At 38.0% G+C, this 20,431-nt stretch carries 24 protein-coding genes and 3 pseudogenes; 16 read left to right on the top strand and 11 right to left on the bottom strand.

Translation table 11 applies throughout. The annotated features are described in order from the left end of the window. Positions 1-560 precede the first annotated feature (560 nt). Positions 561-1,115: a hypothetical protein gene (locus tag AF333_RS01355; protein ID WP_043068652.1), complete on the bottom strand. Its 555-nt coding sequence runs from the start codon at positions 1,113-1,115 to the stop codon at positions 561-563. 9 nt (positions 1,116-1,124) lie between these two features. After that, a pseudogene (locus AF333_RS37275) lies at positions 1,125-1,202 on the bottom strand (colicin E3/pyocin S6 family cytotoxin); the annotation flags it as partial. A gap of 132 nt (positions 1,203-1,334) precedes the next feature. Between AF333_RS37275 and AF333_RS32550 the strand changes: the two are divergent. Next, positions 1,335-1,637 (top strand): hypothetical protein, encoded by a 303-nt coding sequence (locus AF333_RS32550; RefSeq protein WP_141391415.1) that lies wholly within the window; start codon positions 1,335-1,337, stop codon positions 1,635-1,637. On the opposite strand, the gene AF333_RS01350 is transcribed toward AF333_RS32550, so the two are convergent. Further along, complete coding sequence (locus AF333_RS01350; protein ID WP_043068653.1) at positions 1,578-1,982, bottom strand: hypothetical protein; 405 nt, start codon at positions 1,980-1,982, stop codon at positions 1,578-1,580. The two genes, AF333_RS32550 and AF333_RS01350, sit on opposite strands and share 60 nt — an antisense overlap. A 349-nt stretch (positions 1,983-2,331) precedes the next feature. After that, on the bottom strand, positions 2,332-2,832 hold the full coding sequence (locus AF333_RS01345; protein WP_235495916.1) for a hypothetical protein: 501 nt from the start codon (positions 2,830-2,832) through the stop codon (positions 2,332-2,334). A gap of 255 nt (positions 2,833-3,087) precedes the next feature. On the opposite strand from AF333_RS01345, the gene AF333_RS33340 reads away from it, so the two are divergent. Then, on the top strand, positions 3,088-3,261 hold the full coding sequence (locus AF333_RS33340; RefSeq protein ID WP_158502535.1) for a hypothetical protein: 174 nt from the start codon (positions 3,088-3,090) through the stop codon (positions 3,259-3,261). A 405-nt stretch (positions 3,262-3,666) separates the two neighbouring features. Here the strand turns inward: AF333_RS33340 and AF333_RS01335 are convergent, their stop codons facing one another. The 4 genes and pseudogenes from AF333_RS01335 to AF333_RS32545 form a co-directional block, all read right to left on the bottom strand. Continuing rightward, positions 3,667-3,996 carry a hypothetical protein gene (locus tag AF333_RS01335; protein ID WP_043068656.1) on the bottom strand — a complete coding sequence of 110 codons (330 nt, stop codon included), beginning with the start codon at positions 3,994-3,996 and terminating at the stop codon, positions 3,667-3,669. Positions 3,997-3,999: 3 nt separating this feature from the next. After that, positions 4,000-4,302 carry a hypothetical protein gene (locus AF333_RS01330; protein ID WP_139188883.1) on the bottom strand — a complete coding sequence of 101 codons (303 nt, stop codon included), beginning with the start codon at positions 4,300-4,302 and terminating at the stop codon, positions 4,000-4,002. Positions 4,303-5,255: 953 nt separating this feature from the next. Continuing rightward, positions 5,256-5,366 (bottom strand): annotated as a pseudogene (locus AF333_RS34450) (hypothetical protein); the annotation flags it as partial. 673 nt (positions 5,367-6,039) lie between these two features. Further along, entirely contained in the window at positions 6,040-6,228 is a 189-nt protein-coding gene (locus AF333_RS32545; protein ID WP_043072347.1) for a hypothetical protein, read from the bottom strand. Positions 6,229-6,540: 312 nt separating this feature from the next. Between AF333_RS32545 and AF333_RS01320 the strand changes: the two genes are divergently transcribed. The 12 genes and pseudogenes from AF333_RS01320 to AF333_RS01280 all read left to right on the top strand — a co-directional run bounded on the left by AF333_RS01320 (position 6,541) and on the right by AF333_RS01280 (position 14,661). Next, positions 6,541-6,747 (top strand): hypothetical protein, encoded by a 207-nt coding sequence (locus tag AF333_RS01320; RefSeq protein WP_043068659.1) that lies wholly within the window; start codon positions 6,541-6,543, stop codon positions 6,745-6,747. Between the two features lie 14 nt (positions 6,748-6,761). After that, positions 6,762-7,076, top strand: coding sequence for a spore coat protein (locus AF333_RS01315; RefSeq protein WP_043068660.1), 315 nt, complete (start codon positions 6,762-6,764; stop codon positions 7,074-7,076). A 259-nt stretch (positions 7,077-7,335) separates the two neighbouring features. Further along, the gene (locus AF333_RS36620; protein ID WP_255322209.1) at positions 7,336-7,470 is read left to right on the top strand and encodes a hypothetical protein; all 135 of its coding nucleotides are present in this window, start codon (positions 7,336-7,338) and stop codon (positions 7,468-7,470) included. Between the two features lie 722 nt (positions 7,471-8,192). After that, positions 8,193-8,369, top strand: a complete 177-nt coding sequence (locus tag AF333_RS33335) for a hypothetical protein (RefSeq protein WP_158502536.1) — start codon at positions 8,193-8,195, stop codon at positions 8,367-8,369. 109 nt (positions 8,370-8,478) lie between these two features. Further along, the gene (locus AF333_RS01310; protein ID WP_043068661.1) at positions 8,479-8,658 is read left to right on the top strand and encodes a hypothetical protein; all 180 of its coding nucleotides are present in this window, start codon (positions 8,479-8,481) and stop codon (positions 8,656-8,658) included. Then, positions 8,658-8,837 (top strand): hypothetical protein, encoded by a 180-nt coding sequence (locus tag AF333_RS01305; protein ID WP_043068662.1) that lies wholly within the window; start codon positions 8,658-8,660, stop codon positions 8,835-8,837. Before AF333_RS01310 ends, AF333_RS01305 begins: the two co-directional genes overlap by 1 nt. Positions 8,838-9,039: 202 nt before the next feature. Then, positions 9,040-9,189: pseudogene (locus AF333_RS34445) on the top strand (sporulation protein YhbH); the annotation flags it as partial. Beyond that, positions 9,186-10,619 (top strand): SpoVR family protein, encoded by a 1,434-nt coding sequence (locus AF333_RS01300; RefSeq protein ID WP_043068663.1) that lies wholly within the window; start codon positions 9,186-9,188, stop codon positions 10,617-10,619. The pseudogene AF333_RS34445 and the gene AF333_RS01300, both read left to right, overlap by 4 nt. Before the next feature lie 147 nt (positions 10,620-10,766). Then, entirely contained in the window at positions 10,767-11,156 is a 390-nt protein-coding gene (locus AF333_RS01295) for a VOC family protein (protein ID WP_043068664.1), read from the top strand. A 20-nt stretch (positions 11,157-11,176) separates the two neighbouring features. Beyond that, positions 11,177-12,865: a PAS domain-containing sensor histidine kinase gene (locus AF333_RS01290; RefSeq protein ID WP_052812384.1), complete on the top strand. Its 1,689-nt coding sequence runs from the start codon at positions 11,177-11,179 to the stop codon at positions 12,863-12,865. A 255-nt stretch (positions 12,866-13,120) separates the two neighbouring features. After that, positions 13,121-13,573: a hypothetical protein gene (locus AF333_RS01285; protein ID WP_043068665.1), complete on the top strand. Its 453-nt coding sequence runs from the start codon at positions 13,121-13,123 to the stop codon at positions 13,571-13,573. 317 nt (positions 13,574-13,890) lie between these two features. Beyond that, positions 13,891-14,661 (top strand): DODA-type extradiol aromatic ring-opening family dioxygenase, encoded by a 771-nt coding sequence (locus AF333_RS01280; protein ID WP_043068666.1) that lies wholly within the window; start codon positions 13,891-13,893, stop codon positions 14,659-14,661. Between the two features lie 68 nt (positions 14,662-14,729). Here AF333_RS01280 and AF333_RS01275 read toward each other — a convergent pair whose 3' ends face one another. After that, the gene (locus tag AF333_RS01275; protein ID WP_043068667.1) at positions 14,730-15,602 is read right to left on the bottom strand and encodes a LysR family transcriptional regulator; all 873 of its coding nucleotides are present in this window, start codon (positions 15,600-15,602) and stop codon (positions 14,730-14,732) included. Between the two features lie 128 nt (positions 15,603-15,730). On the opposite strand from AF333_RS01275, the gene AF333_RS01270 reads away from it, so the two are divergent. Beyond that, a complete protein-coding gene (locus AF333_RS01270) occupies positions 15,731-16,420 on the top strand; it encodes an aspartate/glutamate racemase family protein (protein WP_043068718.1) in 690 nt (229 codons plus the stop codon). A gap of 42 nt (positions 16,421-16,462) precedes the next feature. Then, positions 16,463-16,732 (top strand): hypothetical protein, encoded by a 270-nt coding sequence (locus AF333_RS01265; protein ID WP_141391414.1) that lies wholly within the window; start codon positions 16,463-16,465, stop codon positions 16,730-16,732. Between the two features lie 93 nt (positions 16,733-16,825). Here the strand turns inward: AF333_RS01265 and AF333_RS01260 are convergent, their stop codons facing one another. Both AF333_RS01260 and AF333_RS01255 read right to left on the bottom strand, forming a co-directional pair. After that, the gene (locus AF333_RS01260) at positions 16,826-18,484 is read right to left on the bottom strand and encodes a thiamine pyrophosphate-binding protein (protein ID WP_043068669.1); all 1,659 of its coding nucleotides are present in this window, start codon (positions 18,482-18,484) and stop codon (positions 16,826-16,828) included. Between the two features lie 6 nt (positions 18,485-18,490). After that, entirely contained in the window at positions 18,491-20,107 is a 1,617-nt protein-coding gene (locus AF333_RS01255) for an ATP-binding protein (protein WP_043068670.1), read from the bottom strand. Positions 20,108-20,431: the final 324 nt, after the last annotated feature.

The raw sequence follows: 20,431 nt of genomic DNA, 5'->3' as shown, positions 1-20,431 counted from the left end.
ATCCGAAAAAACAAGAAAAAACATTTACTGAATAAAACAAACCAGCCCTCAGGCTGGTTTGACTATTTTCTGCGATGATTTCTTTTATTAGGGTTCATCCAGACCATTCAGGCAGGGCAAGGCATATAGTAACATACAAAACGCTTAATGTACGAATCCGTTTCGTGACGTGACCCCAGGTAGTTCTCTGTTAAGAAGGTACTGGCAATGCGTCCAGTAAATGAAAAGAGAGTAAGTTAAAAAACCGGCGATTATGCCGGATTTTTGTTTGCATAATATTATTTTACAAGGCTTGCGGGATTTAGGATTAGATCTCTTGTATTGGTGTTGGTGTGGTAAGTGGATACCAGGGCACAAACAGACCCCACCAGCTTAGGCTGGTGGGATTCGTGTAATTAATCCAAAGATGATCTGTTATACTACTTATACTTCTGGTTGGAAATTTACAAGGAGGAAAAATTTTTCGAAAAGTTACATATTTAGCATGGTTGCCAATAAAAAATCGATTTTCTAAATTAGCATGCGCTAAACATTTTGTAGTTGTCTCTTAAGATTCCTAGCTATTCACAAAGCCCGAGTACATCATAAAAAGCAGCATATTCTAATGTTAAGCTTCTATTCACAGATTCAACATTAGGTAGGTCTGTCCAATTATAAATAGTGTCTTGGGCATCAAATTTTTCATGCAATTTTATAAATTTTCTTGATGCAAAGATGTTTTCTATTTCTGCATCAACTTCGAATAATTCAAATGTCTGCGGGGGTCCCCATAAGTCTAAAGATCCGATTATCAAACTATGTCTGATACTATATCCATAGTTGATTAAATAAACAGGAATTATTTTAGAAATCTGCAAATGCACTTTCTGTTCTAAAAGAAATCTTCCCTCCCCATTGATATTTTGTAGCTTTAAAAATACATCTACAGAAGGAAAGTAATGATTCCGTATATCTATTTCTATAATATGGGTAATATGCTTGAGGTCATGTAAAAATTCAATAGATTCTTTACATCTATACCGATACCAATCATCAAGCTCCCTTTTTATAAAAATTTTTTCAAATAAACTCTTGAATTTAGGATATTCATCAATAAATCTTAATTCTTGTGTCATAATAATTATTCACCTAGCCCATTGTCTTCCCGGTTTAGCCGGTTTAGCTTGTTTTCCATTAACAGGATCAAATTCTCCTAGGTGTTTATTTTTATTCCTGTTTCATTTCTCAAGCTTGCCTCCTTCAGCATCCCACTGCCAATAATGTCCATCAGTGCTTTGCCATGTGTCTTTTTTTGTTTCTTTTTCCTTCATCCAGTTCGTAAGATCAAGTAGGATGTGGTAACTACTGTTATTGTCTCCCCTCTGAATTTTTGCCCTATTTCAAACAAAGTTGATGACAAAATGGCGATTACAATTGATAAATCAATTACAGCGACTCTAACACCTGAACAAGCCAAACAATTAAGAGATGCTGCGCAAAATTCCTATAATGCATGGCAGGCCGCTCTTGATGCTAAGAAGCAAGTGATTCAGTCAGAAATCAATATTAATAAAAAGTTAGATACGATGGAAAACAATCTAAAAAACGATTTTAATAATCGGATTTCCCTTGCAGAGAACAATATTAGCTTTAGCTGAATCTGTACCATCTGGCGTTACGGAAAGTAATTTAGTATTTGCTCTGTCTTTATCATTTTGCTTAACATACTGAGCGTACTTTGATTTAACTTTTTCTTTTTGATCATAACTATTCAGATCTGCTCTTCCTGTATTTCCATTTTTTATATGATCATAATAAACGCGAACATCTTCTACATAACTAGTAGCTGAAGTTGCATCCCCATTATTCAGAGCATTCACAAATTCGTTAAGACTCTTCTTTACTTGGTCCAAATTATCCTTTTCAACAGATATACTCTCAACATTTTCGGTGCTGGTTTCTGCTGCAAAAACTGACGAAGAGGCTATTGGGCCTGTCGCCATTATTCCTAACAAAGAACCCAAATATATACTATTTTGGATATTTAACTAATTTTATTCCTTTTTTGATAAAATTAGTTAAATATTAACATGTATTATAATATTGTGATTTTCTATATATGGTAATACTTTATTTTACAATATTGGTGATATATAATAACAATCATATTTATACAGATTACTTGTTACCTTAAAAAGTTAGGGGGGAATCTCATGAAAACGAAAACAATTTTTTTTGTTTTAATGCAACTATTTGGATGCTATGTTCTATTCAATGCCTATGAAGTTTTATCTATATATTTTAGTGATTCTCGTGGAGTAGGAGTAGGAATTACTAAACTTAATATTCTAATTAGTGTTCAAGATGGGCCTTTGCTTTTTTATGGCACTTTATTTTTAATAGTAGGATTACTTCTGATATTTTTCCCTTTCTTTTTAAGGAAACTAAAACGTAATTAATTAACAGCCCAGAGTAATTATTTTTGATTTTTGTATAGGTAGTATTGTATTTATTATATTCCTGGGTTCTTTTCTCTTTTCTACCATAGTATCCATCATGAGCAATTTCATCATGTTTTCTAGAGATATTAGGTTTACTCGTCTCTTGAGAAGACGGATTTGATTTATTACCATTGGAATTAATGTTAAGTTGATTTGAGTTTTTATTTTTAAATAAACTAAACTCTCTTGCTGAACCTAGTGGCCCACTCATTCCATTTTCATCTATATATTCAAACGTGTATATGTAATCTTTATACATACCATTTTTAAGAGCTTCTTTTACTTGGTTGTATACGAATGTATCTTTATATCTTTCCATTGTGGGTAAAGCCGCTGTTGCTGCTTCATGCATGCTTGCATTGGTGTTAGTGTAGTGTCTGGATATACCGGGAATGTGAAGGAAGAATAAGATGATCAAGCCTCGTTGTCCTTATGGATGGCGGGGCTTTTTTTATTTATGTAGGAAAAAAGCCTTAATCAGTTGAACTATATACTTAGGGAGGGGGGATATGGAACAAATTATTAAGCTTTTACCAATTATCTTAAGTTTAATAGCAGTATCTTTAGGTTATTTTTTTGGTCAGAGAGGAAAAAGAATGAGCAATTTATGAAACAAGTAGAAAATAGTTTAGATGAGGTTTGTGCACCCCTGTTCTACGAGCTTAAAAAAATAAATGAAATAAGTAATAACTATAAGAAAGAAAAAATGTTAAAGGTTATGTTTGAAAAATATACAGCAGAAAACAGTAAAATACATAAAATTGGAAACATGAATATTTAAGAATGCTTTTATAAATTGGAGCAAACCTTCTCGATCTTTAGTAAAGAAAGAAAAGATAACGATTGGATTAAGTTTAATATTCAATTTAGCAAATTTTATAGCATGGTGGAAAAAGAATATTGGATTAATGTAACGGTAATGTATAGAGATTGTAGATGGTTTACTTATAGCTCTAGTAAGAGTTATTTTACAAAATATGTAGTTGGGCTTACATGTTTTATCTATGAAATAGCGAAACTTTTTGTAATAATTTGGCTTCTGGGGTATTACCTTTTAATTTATCAAAAGGTAATAGGGCAAGCGATTGTTCCCCTTTACGTAAGTGAGATTATCATTTACTCATTCGCTCCAGTCATTGTTCTATTTTTGTTTACGTGGATGATTATTATTACATAAGGAGTCTGCCTAAAACTGGATAATCAACACGCGTGATTCTTGTTTATAGTTAAGTAAATTACAATCACCCCTAGGCCCTGTATTTGACAAAGTATTAGCACTGTCTCTTGAATTATTCTTTGATGGTTCTTCGGTTTGCTGCCTAGATATATCGGCATCATTTTTCACGGCGCTATCTGACACATCTATTACCTTTTGTTCAGGCATATTAGCCGCAGCTTTATCAGGAGCAAAGTTAAGGTGAGAAACATCGATTTCTTCAGGTTTCATTTCATTAATATACTTTTTATATTTTTTCTCAACAAAAAATTCTATCCCATTTTCGTATTTGATTAACATATATTACAATTTATTCAATATCAAATCTTTACCATTATGATCCTTAACTTTATAATAAGTACCAAAGTCAATATTATCTTTCTTTTTCTCCTTATTATTTGTAGAACTATCAATCTCTAAATTTTTCACTATATCTTCTGATGTATTTATTGATTTATCTCCTAAAGAACAGGGTACACACTTATTATCCTGCTGTAAAATCTGATCCTCTTGTCCATAGGCTACATTAGTGGTCGAGAACGTACCAAAAGGCAAAATCAAACTAACCAACAAGAATAGCATCAATACAAATTTTGACTTTCTCAACAATATCATACCTACTAATAATTACAATATAATACTAATATCAACATTTTTGCGTTGTAAGGCAACCCATAAGTTTTAAATTTTACCAAAATAAAGATCTGAAATCGGTGATTTTATACAATTAAAATTTATAGCAAAGCATTAGAAACTTAATGTGTTTAAGGGGATAAAAACATGTTTAGAAGTACAGGTTGGCAAGAATCTCCTTGGGTTGTATTAGGTTGTGTAACCGTTATTATCGCCATTGTTATACTTACAAAATTATCTAATAAGAAGTGAATTTATAGCCGGACATTTTATTATTACCGGGAAGCAGACCGGGAAAAATTGATAGATTGATAGAGTTATATTCTATCAATGGGGAAAATACCAGACATAGTTTCATAGAGCCACCAGGAAAGGAGTAAGAACATGACAAAGGTTTGTTAGTGTAAAGTTTTCTCAATCAATGGAACTTACAGAAGTACTTGGCTATAACTTGGACTGGTGCCAAGAAAAAAGACAAGTTACTTTGACGATTGGGAAGAGGTGAAGGGGATGAAAGAACGATTAAAAGATCCGTTCTTGTGAGCTGGCTTTGGCGAATTGTTGTATCAGATTTTGAATGCTAAAGGAGCCGTTGTCCCTCAAGGCCTGTGGGATTTAGGATTAGACCTTATCAGTTATACCGTTATTGAGGTCGGTGTAGTGGTCTAGGTATAAAGGAAAAGCGAAACAAGAATAAGATGATTAAGCCCCACTATCCGTATGGATGGTAGGGCTTTTTTTCATGTTATTTAAAAATTTACAGAATGTATATTATCGGACTTTCTTTTTAGTAGAGTACGTTAACTCTTTCGATGCTTGACTAAGGATTTAGGTGAACGGGTCACCTTTTTACGACGTTTTACTAAGGGGCGCGATAAACGAATCATCTTTTTGTGACGATTTACTAATGTTTGGGATAAACGAGTAGGGGTAATCGCCATTACAGCGGGATCCTTCCCAACAGGTATCGTAGCAATGTCCCGATTTGATACTGTGTTGATTACAGAGACAGTATTCGAGTTGACATTTGTTACATAGACTATAGCCATTTTATTTTTCCCTTCTAAAAGTCTTACTACAGGTAATGCAAAAGGGATTTGAATAGTAAAGGCTAACGAATAAAATAGACAGACTGACATCTGGTTGCTTGTTTTATTTCAGTCGAATAAGCCAAGGGCATCATTGTCTTCTTCCTCCCTCAAAAGCAAGAGGAGGTTATTCTGTGGATAAATAGTATGAACTAGACATTGCTCGGGAGACATAGAACATGCTGGTAAATATGTTGGCTACTTATACATTGGCGTTGGTGTGGTAAGTGGATATCAGGGCGCAAAGAAGAAACCGTTAGTTTAAGTTGGTGATTTACCTATCTTTCACCTCAATATCTATATTATTTGAATCCGTGTTTAGCTAATGGCAAAATTGCAAAAGATAACGGAGAACCTATAAAGAAAGGCGAGTGGCATATATGAATGATAAGCATAAGGAAAATCAATATCACGAAAATCTAAGAGGCACGCAGGAGGTGCTATATAACGAAGAATTCAAAAAATCAGACGCAGCTTATGAAAATGCGAAAGGTTCAAATACAACCAAAGGAACACAGCAAGGATACACTAAGGAAAAAAAACCGGCATATTACCGGGTTTTTTGTTTTTATAGAAAAATCATCAATATAGTATATATGAATAAACAGGAGATTTTTATATTTTACCCTAGTCTACCAGGTGCTTTTCTTACTTCAAAATTTGCATTACTTTTTGGATTGGCTGGTAAACTATTTTCATAATTTGATGGAACCTTGTCTCCAGAATCAATCGTATTATCATCTGAATATTCTCCGGCATTTTTCCACGCAGGTTGAATTTTATCTAATTCTTCCCTTAGTTTTTTATCCATAGTAAGTTGTACCTCCGAATTATATAGTCAAACCATAATTAGTATGTACAAAGTAGGTTCTTTTAACATAGATATTTTAAAGTCCTTTGGATAAATGAAAAGTAAATAAGTTAAAAGAAAGAGAAGCAGTAACTAACTCCCACTGGTCCTATAGATGGTTAGGTTTTTTAGTTGATTACAGGGAATATCCAGACTCCTACAAAATGCAGATGAACCAGAAATAGAGTACACAAGAACTTTATGTAGTGGACGCCGCTCCTGAATAAATCGGCAGCTTTTACACATAGTAGTGAGGTCAAGGGAGGTGACAAGATGGAAACGAAAGGACTAGCTATGCATGAAACGTTAGAACTTCATGAGATTTTGACGTTTAAGACTGTTTGCTGCACCAAATCTGCTACGATGCAGGGACTTGTAACGGATCCTGAGTTGAAATCCCTTCTCCAGCAAGATGTACAAGCATCCAAGCAACATATTCAAGAACTACAGGGAGTACTTTCTCGAGCTAATCTCCAATAAAGAAGGTGAAATGAATGAATTCATTTATGGAAAATCTGACAGGAATGAATACGATGACGGACCAGGTTGTCGCATCTGATCTGCTGCTGGCTGCTAAAACTGCGGTTCGTAACTATGCATATGCTTTGACTGAAGCGGCTACTCCTGATGTGCGCACCATTCTGCATAAGCAATTAGATGATGCGATTGCAACCCATGAAAAAGTGACAAACTACATGATGAACAAAGGATATTATCATGCATACAATGTCAACGAACAAATTCAAGTAGACATGAAAAACGCAGAAACAGCAATGAACTTACCGAACGCACCTACCTCATTGCTTTAAGACAAGCAGTAAACAGTTCCATCTACGACAGGCCATTTCTCGATAATCAGGATAATATAACCGTTTAGGTCTAAAACGCTCCTTTGTAGAAAAGAATCCCAATGTAAGTTTTTTCTCATTCTATCCTTCCTTAATTAGGAAGGGCTTTTTATTGTTTGTCTTGAAAGACAGAAAATGGTACCCAAAAATATAACAACTTTTTTAAAGTATAAGGGAACGATATTCCTGTTTACATCTTTGTATACAGGAGGAAAAGTAAATGGATACGTGTTATTACTGTGGATATCCAATGGAAAGCATTCATCGCATTACTCTTTATAAAGAGAACGAAGAAGTCAATGAGTTACTATGTAAGGAGTGTTATGCCGAAAGGTTAGAATCCATAAAGGGATAACACCATGTTAAAAAATTGTAGCATCTATAAAATGAATGAAAAGCATTTTCTTCTCCATAAATGCATAAAATAATCAAGGAAGTAAAAATTAGGGTGTCTTCTGCAAAACACAAAGAGGCTTATGGTCCCTTTGTGTTTTTTATCAAAAGACATTATCCGCTCCCTTGTATTTTTATCAAGAGACGGCATCCGCTACCATTATAATTATGCAGCAAAGTAATTATGGTGCAATACCATTAAAAGGTGAATAAAGATAATGTTAAAATCCAAAATAAATAAAGAAGGTAAATAAACTTCACTCCTTTATTTGCAACCGAACAACTCCTCTTTTCTCTGTCCAAGAAAAGGGGAGTCTATAATTACAGGTATATTAAATTCGTTCCTTGAGCGGTTACTTGGTTTGGTTATCTACCTAAACCGGAATGGAGAACTGAGTCAAAGGAAGATGCGGTTATTGTCAGTAAAAAACGGAAGGATTCGAGCGTATTGTTTCAAACAGAGAGTGACACGATATTTCTCTGTTGAGAACGCGCTAGCCATGCGACCAGTAAATGAAAAGTAAGTAAGCTAAAATACAAAGTTGACAAGGAAGCCCTGTTGTCCGTTGGATCACGGGGCTTTTTTCATTCATTTCACATTTTTATATTTGCATACTTATATAAATATAATATGCTGTATATAGGGGATGAAACAAGCCCTGCCCCGGAAAGGGGGTGTAAAGTTTGAAGCAGGAGGATATTGTTTTACTGGCTTTCCTTTCGTCTTGCTTAATTCTCTCCAACTCAATCATTGTTTTTACAGACAATCGATTGAAGGAAAGAGCCGAACGCAAAAAGCGGGAAGCTGAGGAAAAGCGCGATAAAAGGAAAAGACCCGTAAAGCGTTCCCGGCGCTCGTAACGGGTCAGGTAAAAGCAAGGCAAGCGGTGTAAAAGCCGCTTGTCACTCCTATTCACTTTATACGCTTATTTTATCCCCTTTATACCACATTGTAAAGTGAGGGGTCTTTATGGGATGGATATACTGGATAGTCGGCATTGTCGCTATCGTTGCATTTCTTGTCTCTGCTTATTCACTTATACTTTCCATTAAAGACTACAAACAAACAAAACGGGAATACAAAGAAGAAAAAGCGCGGGCCGAACGACTTGAACGTTATTTCCGCGTTGTTCGAAAGGGGCGGAAGTAATGGCAAAGAAAACACGCACATACCGACTTCACGAGGAAACCATCGACCTTTTAAAAGCCTGGTCATTTATTACAGAGAAAGATCAGCAAGATATTTTAGAGGAAGCATTTTTGGAGTATGCAAAACAACGCCCGGAACTTCATGAAAAAGCAAAGAAAGTTATTGAAGCTGTAAAGTAGTAGCGAAATTAAACTTGCTTCAATAGAGGATAAAGTTAAAAGCCTACCGCTGTCCGTATGGATGGTGTTTTTTTCTTTTTAACCGTCATACCTTCCTTTAAGTATTCATATACTCGTAGTCGAGATATAAGTATATTTTCTAAGGAAGGGGTATATAATGGTACGTAAATGGAAAGACTGATTAATTTGTATATATCATCAGGAGTTCAATCAGTATAACAGACACTCTACTTTAATGTCGGCCTATAAGCATATTAAAGATCCGAAATTTAAACATTGCATTGTTCGTGAAAAAGGCGAGGTCTATAAAGCGCTGAAGACCTTCTTCGGGAAGGAGGCCATGCAAACATGACAGGGGAAGAAATTCGTCATTTGGAGCGGGCGGTAGATGAAATTACGGAAATCGCCAAAGGATTCGGACTCGATTTCTATCCGATGCGCTACGAAATCTGTCCGGCAGATATTATCTATACATTTGGGGCGTATGGCATGCCGACCCGCTTCTCGCATTGGAGCTTCGGAAAATCGTTTCATCGGATGAAGCTACAGTATGATTTAGGGCTAAGTAAGATTTACGAGTTGGTCATTAACTCGAATCCATGCTATGCATTTCTTCTCGACGGCAATTCGCTTATCCAAAATAAACTTATTGTGGCCCATGTATTGGCACACTGCGATTTCTTCAAGAATAATGTCCGGTTCAGCCAAACGAACCGGGATATGGTAGAGAGCATGGCGGCGACGGCAGAACGGCTACGCGAGTATGAAATTCGATATGGTAAACAGACAGTAGAAGAGTTTTTGGATGCAATATTGGCTATACAAGAGCATGTCGATCCGAGTCTGCGTCGTCATTTTAGTTGGGCAGAAGATCCGGAGAAGACGAGAGCAGCGCTTAAAACCGGACAGAAACATCCATATGGTGATTTGTGGCTACTTGATGAAGAAGAACAAAAGCGCAAGACAACAGAAGAAGAAGAGGCGAAGAAGCGTACAGAGCGTTTCCCGCCGGAACCTGAGAAGGATTTGCTGCTGTTTATCGAAGAGTTCAGTCCACGCTTGGAGAATTGGCAGCGGGATGTACTGACTATCATGCGGGAAGAGATGCTGTATTTTTGGCCGCAGATTGAGACGAAGATTATGAACGAGGGCTGGGCATCGTATTGGCATCAGCGGATTTTGCGGGAGATGGATTTAACGGAAGACGAGACGATTGAATACGCCAAGCTTAATGCGGGCGTTGTTCAGCCATCCACCACTAGTATCAATCCGTATTATCTGGGGCTTAAGATTTTCGAAGATATTGAGGAGCGTTGGAACCATCCGACGAAAGAAGAAGAGGAACGTTTTGGGCGCAAGCCCGGCAAGGGAAGAGAGAAGATTTTTGAGGTGCGTGAGTTGGATAGTGATATTTCTTTCATCCGCAATTATTTGACCAAGGACCTGGTGGAAAAGACGGATATGTATGTGTTCAGCCGCCAGGGTAATGACTGGACGATTACGGATAAAACGTGGGAAATCGTGCGGGATCAATTGGTCACAAGCCGGGTAAACGGTGGATTCCCTTATATTCAAGTTCAGGACGGTGACTATCTCCATAATGGAGAATTGTATCTGTTCCACCAGTTTGAGGGCATGGAGCTGGATGTGAAATATTTGGAGAAGACACTGCCGTATGCACATAAGCTATGGGGCAAGTCGGTTCATATGGAGACGCGGATCGAGGATCGACGGGTATTATTCACATATGATGGAAAGAAATGTCACCGAAGGTTCCTATAATAAATGAAGAAAAAGGTCGCTTATTATGAATAAAGCGACCTTTTTTGATTGATTTAACATAAATTTCAAAAAATAAAACTACTTTTTCTGTAATTAAATGTTAATATATAAAATGTAGAAAAATGTAAAAAGGGAGCGGTAAAGAAAATGGGAGTTAGAAGAATTGAACATGTGTGCATTATGGTGAAAAATCTTGAGAAATCGATTCAGTTTTATCAGGATGTTGTTGGTCTAGATTTAATAAAGAAAATGGGTCATCCTAATCCAGAACTTAAATTAGCCTTTCTTGGATTCGAAGAATCTCAAGAAACCATAATGGAGCTAATTGAAGGCTACAACAACAATTTGCCTGCCGAGGGAAAAGTGCATCATATCTGTTTTAAAGTCGATAGCCTTGAGGAAGAAATCGAGCGTCTGAAAAGCCTTGATATCACTTTTCTTACAGAGGAAATAGAAACACTACCAGATGGTTCACGCTATATTTTTTTTGCCGGAGCAGATGGTGAATGGATAGAATTTTTTGAAACAACCCGTTAATATTTAGGCGGGGAGATAAAATGGGTACAAAATCAAGTGGAAAAAAAATGAACAAACAACTTATTTTGATTCCTGTCGTTTACTTTTTTTGTTCAATTATATTAGGATTGTTTCTGGATAAATTGTTAATCCATTTGATTAATAGTCCAGATGCTTACATAAATAACTTTATTTTTAAAAGTATTATTCTTAGCTTTATCACTTCGGTTTTTATTTACTTATTAATCAAGAAATGGATAGTAGAAAAGCATGTTTCTGAAAAACAACAAGAGTGCCTTTTAAGCCTTATTATTAATTCTATACCCGACTTTGTAAATCTTAAGGATAAAGACGGTCGATGGCTTTTTGCAAATCATGCCGCTATCCAAACCTTCCAAATGGAGGCCGATGTTTACAAAGGAAAAACCGATGTAGAGCTAGAGCCATATTGTGCACTTTCTTATGATGAATTGCTTCATTGTGAAAGAACAGATGAACAGACATGGCTTAATAGAGCAGAAACTCGATTTGAAGAAGTATTTGCAAAAAAGGGTGGAGGAACTACAGATTTTGACGTGATTAAAATTCCTATGTTTCACGATAATGGTGAAAGGAAGTTCCTTTTGGTTATTTCTCGTGATATTACTAGGCTTAAGCAGGCCAAGCTTGAATTAAGCGAAAGTGAAAAGCGCTACCAGCGGCTTGTCGAATTTTTTCCTGATATGATTCTCGTCCACTCAAATGATACATGCATTTTTGTAAATAAGGCAGGAGTTAGACTTCTAGGTGGGGAAAATCACGATGAGATCCTTACTACATCATTATGTAATCTGGTAAAGACAGATTACTCAGCAAATATTACGCAAAATCTGGATGTTTATAGTAGTGAGAAGGAAACCGTTACATTTAAAAAAGGTAAACTTATTAGATTTGATGGAAACACTCTTGATGTTGAATGTATAGAAATCCCTATTATTTTTAATAAAGAAAAAGTAAAGATGTCTGTATTTCGGGATATGACGATTCGAAATCATGCGGAAGAAGTAATTCAAAAAGCGCACACTTTGAATATTATAGGAGAGCTAGCTGCGGGAGTAGCTCATGAAATCAGAAACCCATTAACTTCTTTAAAAGGATTTACACAGCTGCTTCAGAGAAGTGTGAATGAAAGTAAAGAATACGCTCAAATTATGATGGACGAACTAAACCGCATTGAAGACATTACAACCGAATTTTTGATGCTGGCAAAGCCACAAAAAATAAATTATCAAAAAGAAAACTTAACCTCAGTAATAAATAGAGCAATGACATTAATGAACCCGCACGCTATTCTTAAAAATACCGAGATCGAATTGGATTGTGAATATAATGTTCTCAATATTCAATGTGAAGCTAATCACTTAAACCAGGTTTTTATTAATATATTGAAGAATGCAATTGACTCTATGGAAGGCAAGGGGAAGGTAACAATTAGGGTAAAAAAAGGAGCGAGGGAGAACGTCATCGTTTCTTTTATTGATCAAGGTTGTGGGATACCACAGGAGAAAATATCGAACCTTGGGCAACCTTTTTATACGACGAAGGAAAAAGGAACAGGTCTAGGGTTGATGGTGAGCTATAATATTATAAAAAACCATCAAGGGGACATCCGTGTGGAAAGTGAAGTAGGGAAGGGAACAACTTTTCATATCAGTCTTCCGCTTTTCCGAAATCATAATCCTTCCATATAAACCGATATTTAGTAATGCGCCTGGTGGTTATCCATAAAGTGGAAGGAGAGGAACGCACGTCATATGCGTGATTCTTTTCCATCCACCTATGGATACCAAGAGTGTTGATTCTTTAGGAACGCGAACATAGGGTGTATTTTTATTCATTGCAAGCCCTCCTTTATTTGCGATGAAATAATTTCCAGAAGGATTTTGTTTTATTTTATCTAAATATTTAGATAAATGAGCAAGAGAGAAAAAGGGGGAGCATCTATAATGCGAATCAGTGTGAATGGAATCCTTGTTGCGGTTTTTATCGGGATCGTGTTTGGATTAAAGATGCAGGACGATTATTTATACCGGAATACGGATGCGCAGACAGAAGGCGTGCTGCGACAGATGATTGCCCCGGTCGCAATGGCTGAATCCGAAGCAGCGATGGAGCAAGGATTAAGTGAAGAACTTGAAATATATATGAAGAGAAATTTTGATTTTTCTACGCTTAAAACACACTGGGCGCAATATATTAAAGGATATGATGTGTCGATGGATAATGGCAATGTCTATATAGCGGTACGAACAAACCTGGAAAAACCGGGAAGTCAGTCAAATTATATCTTGAATGCAGTACAGGGATTCGCAAAAAGCCGGTTACCACAAGGATATGAGCATGGTCGTATTAGCGTTTTGGGTCTACAAGGTAAGAAGTTGACCGAGCGGGAATTATAATCGGATATGCTAGTGAAGCCATGACAGTGAGAAGGTATATACAACTAAGGAAACCGCCCGTTTATTTGGCGGTTTTTTCATATGATGAATAGAATGGAACAAACTAACTGAAGAGCTTCAGCTTATATGATTGTGAATGAAATGAATTTACAAATATAAATAAATAAGTTAATATAATAAAGTAAGGTATGGGTGTATCTGTTAGTGTACAAGTTTATCCCGCCTTAACGGGTAGTAATACCCCTACTGAGTGAAGTTTTACTTTATATTCATACGAGATTTATAAAAAGCACGAAATGAAAAGGAGAGAATTCAGTATGATGCCGTCATTCTTTATTGCACATGGCGCACCGACGCTGGCATTGGAAAATAATGATTATACGAAAATGTTGAAAGAGCTTGGCTCCCACTTACCTATTCCTCGCGCGATTGTTTTGTTTTCGGCGCATTGGGAAGAACCAGTACAGGTAGTAAGCACAGTAGAAAAGTATGACATGATATATGACTTTTACGGATTTCCACCAGAGATGTATGAAATCATCTATCCAGCCAAAGGAGATAAGGAGCTAGCAAAGCGAGTAATTGACCTGCTGGATGGACAGGGAGTAGCTACTCGCTCCGACGCGGTCCGGGGAATTGATCACGGTGCATGGGTTGTACTGCGTCTCCTGTATCCACAAGCCGATATTCCGGTGGTTGTCCTGTCCGTTAATCCAGGCTTGTCGCCGCAGGAGCAGTACCGCATCGGTCAGGCACTCGCCCCACTTAGAAAAGACGGGGTCATGATTATCGGAAGTGGAGGTACGGTGCATAATCTGCGTCAGGTAAACTGGCAGAGTACGGAAGCGGAAGAATGGGCGGTGAAGTTTGACGATTGGCTGGAAGAAAAGATTGAGAAATGGGATACCGAGTCTTTGTTTGCGTATGAGACAGAGGCGCCATATGCGCGGGAGGCGGTGCCGCGCAATGAGCACTTTATTCCTTTGTTACCTGCGATGGGAGCGGCGGATAATGGGCGAAAAGGAACTCTATTGCATCAGGAGTACCAGTACGGCACGCTCAGTCTGAGCTGCTGGCGTTTTGATTAATTTAGAAAGTAAGTTTCTGAATAAGGATTGGACAAGCGATAAGGCTTGTCCATTTTTTATGGAAGTCATCATTCGATTTTGTTTGCTTGAATCCAGTTTTTTGTGTGTTCAATAAAGGTTAGTACGCATAAAGCGGTAGATTTTAGTGAACGGACTGCTAACCCTAACTGTCTGTAGATAGGCGGATTCAAGTGAAGAATGCTCGCATGAGGAAAGGCAGAAGGAATCGCCATGGCAGGCAGGATAGTAATACCTAATCCTTGTTGTACCATAGTTAGAATGGTTCCGGTTTCTCTCACTTCAAATTGAATCCGTGGCATAAAAGGATGAAAGACACGCAAAACAAGTCCTTCACATCCGCTTTTGGTCAAAATAAAGGATTCTGTTTTAATATCTTCTATCAGAATGGACGTTTCATGGGCCAGCGGATGATTTTCCGGCAGTATAACGACCATTTCATCCTGGGTTATCGGAACGGTGTCGAATTCTTCATCCGGTAAAGAAACAAAGCCTACATCAACAGCTCCCGTGTGAATCCAATTTCTAACCTCTTGATTTGTTCCTTCAAAAAGAATGAGCTCAATTCCTGGATAGCGTACTTTAAAATCAGATAGAATTCTTGGTAACAAGCGAGCCGATATGCTTGGAAAGCTACCGATCTTTACGGTGCCGGACTCCAACACCTTTAGAGAAGAAACATCTTGTTGGATTTGAGAGGTACGATATAAAATTTCGCGGACATGGACAAGGACTCGTTCTCCTGCTTCCGTTGCTTTAACTCCTCTTCGATCCCGTACAAGCAAAGAAATTCCCAGCTCAGCTTCAAGGCTTGAGATAACATGACTAACAGCCGATTGGGTCATTCCTAGAGTAAGTCCCGCTTTGGTGAAACTTCTTTCCTTCACAACTGCAGTGAATACTTCTAATTGTGTTAACGTCATGAGCATCTCTCCATGTATCATGAGTTTTTATTCATGTATATTATCATAAACATTAATTTGATTTGTGAAAAGAGAAGAAGCTATGATGGGAGTAAGAGCTAAAAAAGAGAAAAGAAAGGTTGATGACATTGAAAACGGTTGGTCTGATCGGTGGAATGAGCTGGGAGTCTTCTATTTTGTATTATAAAATCATGAATGAGCTAGTACAAAAGAAGCTTGGAGGCCTCAACTCAGCAAAAACCATTATGTATAGCGTAAACTTTGAAGAAATTGTAGCATTACAAAAAGAAGGAAAGTGGGAAGAAGCTGCAGACGTACTAATACATACAGCTCGACAGCTTGAGAAGGCAGGAGCCGATATAATTGTTATCTGTACGAATACAATGCATAAAGTGGCGGAGCAGGTCGAACAAGCGATTGAGATTCCATTATTGCACATTGTTGATGCCACTGTATCTCAAATTCTCGCAAGTGGGCTTAGTAAAGTTGGCCTTTTGGCTACGAAATATACAATGGAGCAGGAGTTTTACATAAAAAGGTTTCAAAAACTAGGAATCGATGTATTCATTCCTACTGAAGAAGAGCGTGAAGTGGTGCATCAAGTCATCTTTGAAGAGCTTTGTAAAGGAAAGATAAATTCTAAATCAAGAGAGAGCTATAAGAAAATTATAAAAAACCTGATACAAAAAGGAGCAGAAGGAATCATCCTGGGATGTACGGAGATTACATTGCTTGTAAAACCCGAAGATTCGGAAGTTCCATTATTTGATACAACATACATTCATGCGGAAGAGGCAGTACGGTATGCACTACAATAAGCCTTTGCAATAGACTGTACGATAGAACAATACTGGGGTATTGTGTTCAGCGGGATGGTGCTCAACCCGCTGATCCCATCATCGACGGCAAAAACAGCGCTTGGCGTTCCAATTGCCCAGACGCTTTCTGAATCGATGGGATTTTCCGATCGGAGCAAAGGGGCAGCGGGGTTAGGGCTTGCTGCAATGGTTTTTATATGCTTTACCTGCTTTTCTCGTTTTTGTGGTAGGAATGCTTATTTTCTTCTTGCTGTTATTTTAATTGTACTTCTTTGTGTTCTGTATTGGGAATGGCTTGGACTTATCCGTTGAATGTAAAAAAGGAAATAAGGAAACGGGTCGCTTCTACAGAAAGCGGCCCGTTTTATATATCAGAATTCTTTGGCTACCTAATTGTTTAGCGGATTATCCGCGGAGTAAAGTAGGGGGGACCTCATGTGGATCTACCATAATTTCGATAACGGACGGGCCATTGTGCGCCATTGCCTGGTGTACGGATGACATAATTTCTTCGCTCGTTTGGCAACGAAACGCTTTTGCACCAAGGGATTCGGCGAATTTTTGAACATGGACACCGGTATCGTATATAGAACCAATGGATCTTCCAAAATGACTGGACATTCCTTTATCCACCATATCCAATCGGCTATTATTAAGCACAATAAATAGAACAGCAATATTTTGGTTAACCGCAGTTGAAATTTCAGTTCCATGCATAAATAAAGATCCGTCTCCGCACAGGCATGCGATAGTATCGCTAGGCGAGGCCACTTTTGCTCCAATCGCGTAGCTTAGTGAATAGCCCATTGTTCCAAATGCAGCATCAAAGAAAAACGTGCCAGGTTTATAAATATCGAAGTTTTGAATCGCATAAAAAGAATGGCTTCCTTCATCTCCAAAAACAACCGCATCCATAGGAAGGGCTACCCGCAATGTCCGAACGGCTTCTACGGCTGAAATAAAGGGATAATCCGTACCGATTTCAGAACGAGTCTGTGGTATTTCCATTTCACGTGTTACGGCTACTTGCGAGAAAGCGTTTTCATATTGTGTCTTTTGCTCAGGAGAAGCTGCTTTTACAAGTTCATGTATATTCTGCTTGATGTCACCTTGGATAAAGCATGTAGGAACGGGTAATGATTTCTGGATGTAATGTGATTCATAATCAAAGTGGATAACATGCTTAGGATACATATCCTCGGTAAAACCGGCTGTGGACATGTCGTTTAACCTAGATCCGATGACGAGAATGAGGTCAACTCCGGAGCGTAAATAGGTTTCAGCTTGTTGTGTTCCTCCAAGTCCAAAGCTGTTTAGCGATAATGGATGAAGGGTCGGAAATGTTCCCTTGCCTCCAGGAGTGGTTACAACCGGAATTCCCCACGTTTCTGCCAGTGTACGGACTTCTTCATATGCAAGGGCGGCATGTACGCCTTTTCCAAGAATCATGACCGGTCTTTTTGCTTGTTCTATGATGGGAAGCGCATCGCTTATTCCTGTTGAGGTAAGAGGGAAAGATGTCCGGGGTGCAAAGATGTCAAACGGTACGGTTTCTTCAAGCAATACATCAAGCGGAATGGACAAGTGTACAGGTCCTTTTACTCCTGTAAGAGATTGCTCCAGTGCATGGCGGAAATACATAGGGAATACATCGCTTCTCTCGACCCGGGCACTAAACTTGGTCACAGGCTCGAACAATTTAACCATATCAGTACCAAAGGCTGTAGAATCCTGGGCAAGGGCTCTGCCTGTATGTTTCATTGAAGGATGTCCCGTAATAAAGAGAACGGGGAGATGAAAAGCTTTGGCCTGTCCAGCGGCTGTAATCAGGTTCGTTCCCCCCGGTCCTGATGTGCCGATGGCTACCCCTATTGTTTGGTTTTTAATAGCGTAGCCGGATGCCTGAAAGCCGGCACCAGATTCGTGTCGGGACAATATGAAAGGAATAGACTGTTTTTCGCATTCAATGAGAAGAGGAACAATCGACTTGCCAGGGATTCCAAAAACGTGTGTAACTCCGAGTTTTTTAATATGGTGGACAAAAGCGGATGCAATAGTAGTCATGTATCTTCATTCCTTTCCAATGGTTTTAGGAAGAATAATATTAAAAGTAGTCCCCGTTCCTTTTTCGGAAAAAACGTGCAGAGAACCTTTATGACTTTCTATAATCCGATATGAAATAGATAAACCAAGTCCGAGTCCGTCATCTTTTGTAGTGAAGAAAGGATTCATAACCTGGTCTAATTCATTTTTTGTCATTCCGCAGCCATTATCTTGGATACTGATTACAACATTTTCATTACCTGTTTCCTCTATTTGAATGGTGATATTGCCACCGTCTGGTAGGGCTTCGATTGAATTTTGGATGATATTCATAATGACTTGTTTAATTTGCATAGCATCGATATGCAAGAGAAGTGGAACGCTGGAAAGATTGCATTGAATGTTCACTTTGCATAGAAGAGCATGACTTTCCATTAATTCGACAGTCTCCATCATTACTTTTCGGAGGTCGTGCTCCTTTCTGACAGGGGTATCTGGTTTGGCTACTACTATAAAATTCGTGACCAGCTTCTTAACACGTTCCAGCTCATTTTGAATAATTTCAAAGTAATAATTGTTTGCATCATCCGGGTGAGTTTTTTCTTTCAATAAGTGAATGAAGCCCGCAATAGAGGTTAGAGGGTTTCGTATCTCATGTGCAAAGCCAGCGGATAGCTTACCTATCGCCGAAAATTTTTCAGAGATAATGATTTGCTTCTCAAGATTATGCCTATCAGTTATATCTCTGAATTGGCAATATGCCCCGTTTAAGATGTTTTTTTCATCGTAAATAGGTAAAGTATCAAAAAGACAAATTGTTTTTTGTTGTTGTGTACCTGTAACAAATTCAACAAGAATATCCTCGTGAATTTGTTCATGTTGTAATGTATTGTACATATATTCTGCGATAGGCTGAAGCATTGCAATAGAGCGTCCTATTATCTCATTCTTTTTATATCCGGTTATGTTTTCCGTCGAATCGTTCGCATCGATGATGGTTCCCCTATTGTCTGTCAAGATAATTCCATTTTTGGTTGTGCTCATCATAATTTGGTTCAATACAAAGAGCTTTTGATTTTGTCTGCGCAGAACGAGTTCCCTCTCAACGGAATCTACTACAGCCAGAAGCATTCCTAAATAAACATCATTAGCATTTTCCATGTTTGTAAAAATAGTTAGGGAGCCGGCTAAATTATCAAAAGTATTATACGTAAAAGGAACGGTATAGCATGCAGCTTCATTAAGATGACCGTGATAGTGTTCCGGGCCGATTACTTTGACGGGATGCAATTGTTCCAATGCTAGGTTGATTGAATTTGTGCCCATCTCCTCCTCATTAAATTGGATTCCTACATCAATCCCTATTTGCTGTACATGATTGATAATTACTTTGTCACCGTACATATCGAGAATGGTTGCATTTTTATCGGTAACAAGCAATACAACAGGATGTCTGTTTACGAAAAACAACATTTTTTTTGCGAAAAAATTAATGGTAGAAAGAATTTCTTTATACTGCTCTTGCCTTTGTTTTAGTTCTGTAACAGGGATTGCTGAAGGTTGAGGTAAAATATACGGGTTGAGGCCCATATTTGCACATTTTTGTTTGGATATCTGGATGTAGAGGGATTCGTAATTAGACATTTTCCAACCTCTAGTGTTCAAAATTTATTCTAAATAACATCACATCTGTTGATTATCCATAGATTTGAACGAATAAGATGCACGCCGTACGCGTCATTCTTTTCTATCCATCTATGGATACCAAGGGTGTTGATTGTTCCGAGAGAAAAAGACCACCACAACGGGACACAAACAAGGCTTTTCGTCTCCCTTCCCGAGCGCATATCCTCCACTGATGACTAGGTGAACCAATCGGACCTTTACGGGCAGTATCCTCTACCTCGCTTTTTGTTTCCTCAGAATCTTGAGGGGGGGGTTACCGCTCATTACGAGTCGAATAAACTT

Source organism: Aneurinibacillus migulanus (assembly GCF_001274715.1).
Lineage (GTDB): Bacteria > Bacillota > Bacilli > Aneurinibacillales > Aneurinibacillaceae > Aneurinibacillus > Aneurinibacillus migulanus.
Note: the sequence above shows the minus strand (reverse complement) of the source record. Positions and strands in the feature narration are given on the sequence as shown.

Coding starts and splice junctions, on each gene's coding strand:
- AF333_RS01355 (WP_043068652.1), bottom strand. CDS start 1,115: ATGACACAAGAATTAAGATTTATTGATGAATATCCTAAATTCAAGAGT.
- AF333_RS01350 (WP_043068653.1), bottom strand. CDS start 1,982: ATGGCGACAGGCCCAATAGCCTCTTCGTCAGTTTTTGCAGCAGAAACC.
- AF333_RS01345 (WP_235495916.1), bottom strand. CDS start 2,832: ATGCATGAAGCAGCAACAGCGGCTTTACCCACAATGGAAAGATATAAA.
- AF333_RS33340 (WP_158502535.1), top strand. CDS start 3,088: ATGAAACAAGTAGAAAATAGTTTAGATGAGGTTTGTGCACCCCTGTTC.
- AF333_RS01335 (WP_043068656.1), bottom strand. CDS start 3,996: ATGTTAATCAAATACGAAAATGGGATAGAATTTTTTGTTGAGAAAAAA.
- AF333_RS32545 (WP_043072347.1), bottom strand. CDS start 6,228: ATGGATAAAAAACTAAGGGAAGAATTAGATAAAATTCAACCTGCGTGG.
- AF333_RS01320 (WP_043068659.1), top strand. CDS start 6,541: ATGGAAACGAAAGGACTAGCTATGCATGAAACGTTAGAACTTCATGAG.
- AF333_RS01315 (WP_043068660.1), top strand. CDS start 6,762: ATGAATTCATTTATGGAAAATCTGACAGGAATGAATACGATGACGGAC.
- AF333_RS36620 (WP_255322209.1), top strand. CDS start 7,336: ATGGATACGTGTTATTACTGTGGATATCCAATGGAAAGCATTCATCGC.
- AF333_RS01310 (WP_043068661.1), top strand. CDS start 8,479: ATGGGATGGATATACTGGATAGTCGGCATTGTCGCTATCGTTGCATTT.
- AF333_RS01305 (WP_043068662.1), top strand. CDS start 8,658: ATGGCAAAGAAAACACGCACATACCGACTTCACGAGGAAACCATCGAC.
- AF333_RS01300 (WP_043068663.1), top strand. CDS start 9,186: ATGACAGGGGAAGAAATTCGTCATTTGGAGCGGGCGGTAGATGAAATT.
- AF333_RS01295 (WP_043068664.1), top strand. CDS start 10,767: ATGGGAGTTAGAAGAATTGAACATGTGTGCATTATGGTGAAAAATCTT.
- AF333_RS01290 (WP_052812384.1), top strand. CDS start 11,177: ATGGGTACAAAATCAAGTGGAAAAAAAATGAACAAACAACTTATTTTG.
- AF333_RS01285 (WP_043068665.1), top strand. CDS start 13,121: ATGCGAATCAGTGTGAATGGAATCCTTGTTGCGGTTTTTATCGGGATC.
- AF333_RS01280 (WP_043068666.1), top strand. CDS start 13,891: ATGATGCCGTCATTCTTTATTGCACATGGCGCACCGACGCTGGCATTG.
- AF333_RS01275 (WP_043068667.1), bottom strand. CDS start 15,602: ATGACGTTAACACAATTAGAAGTATTCACTGCAGTTGTGAAGGAAAGA.
- AF333_RS01260 (WP_043068669.1), bottom strand. CDS start 18,484: ATGACTACTATTGCATCCGCTTTTGTCCACCATATTAAAAAACTCGGA.
- AF333_RS01255 (WP_043068670.1), bottom strand. CDS start 20,107: ATGTCTAATTACGAATCCCTCTACATCCAGATATCCAAACAAAAATGT.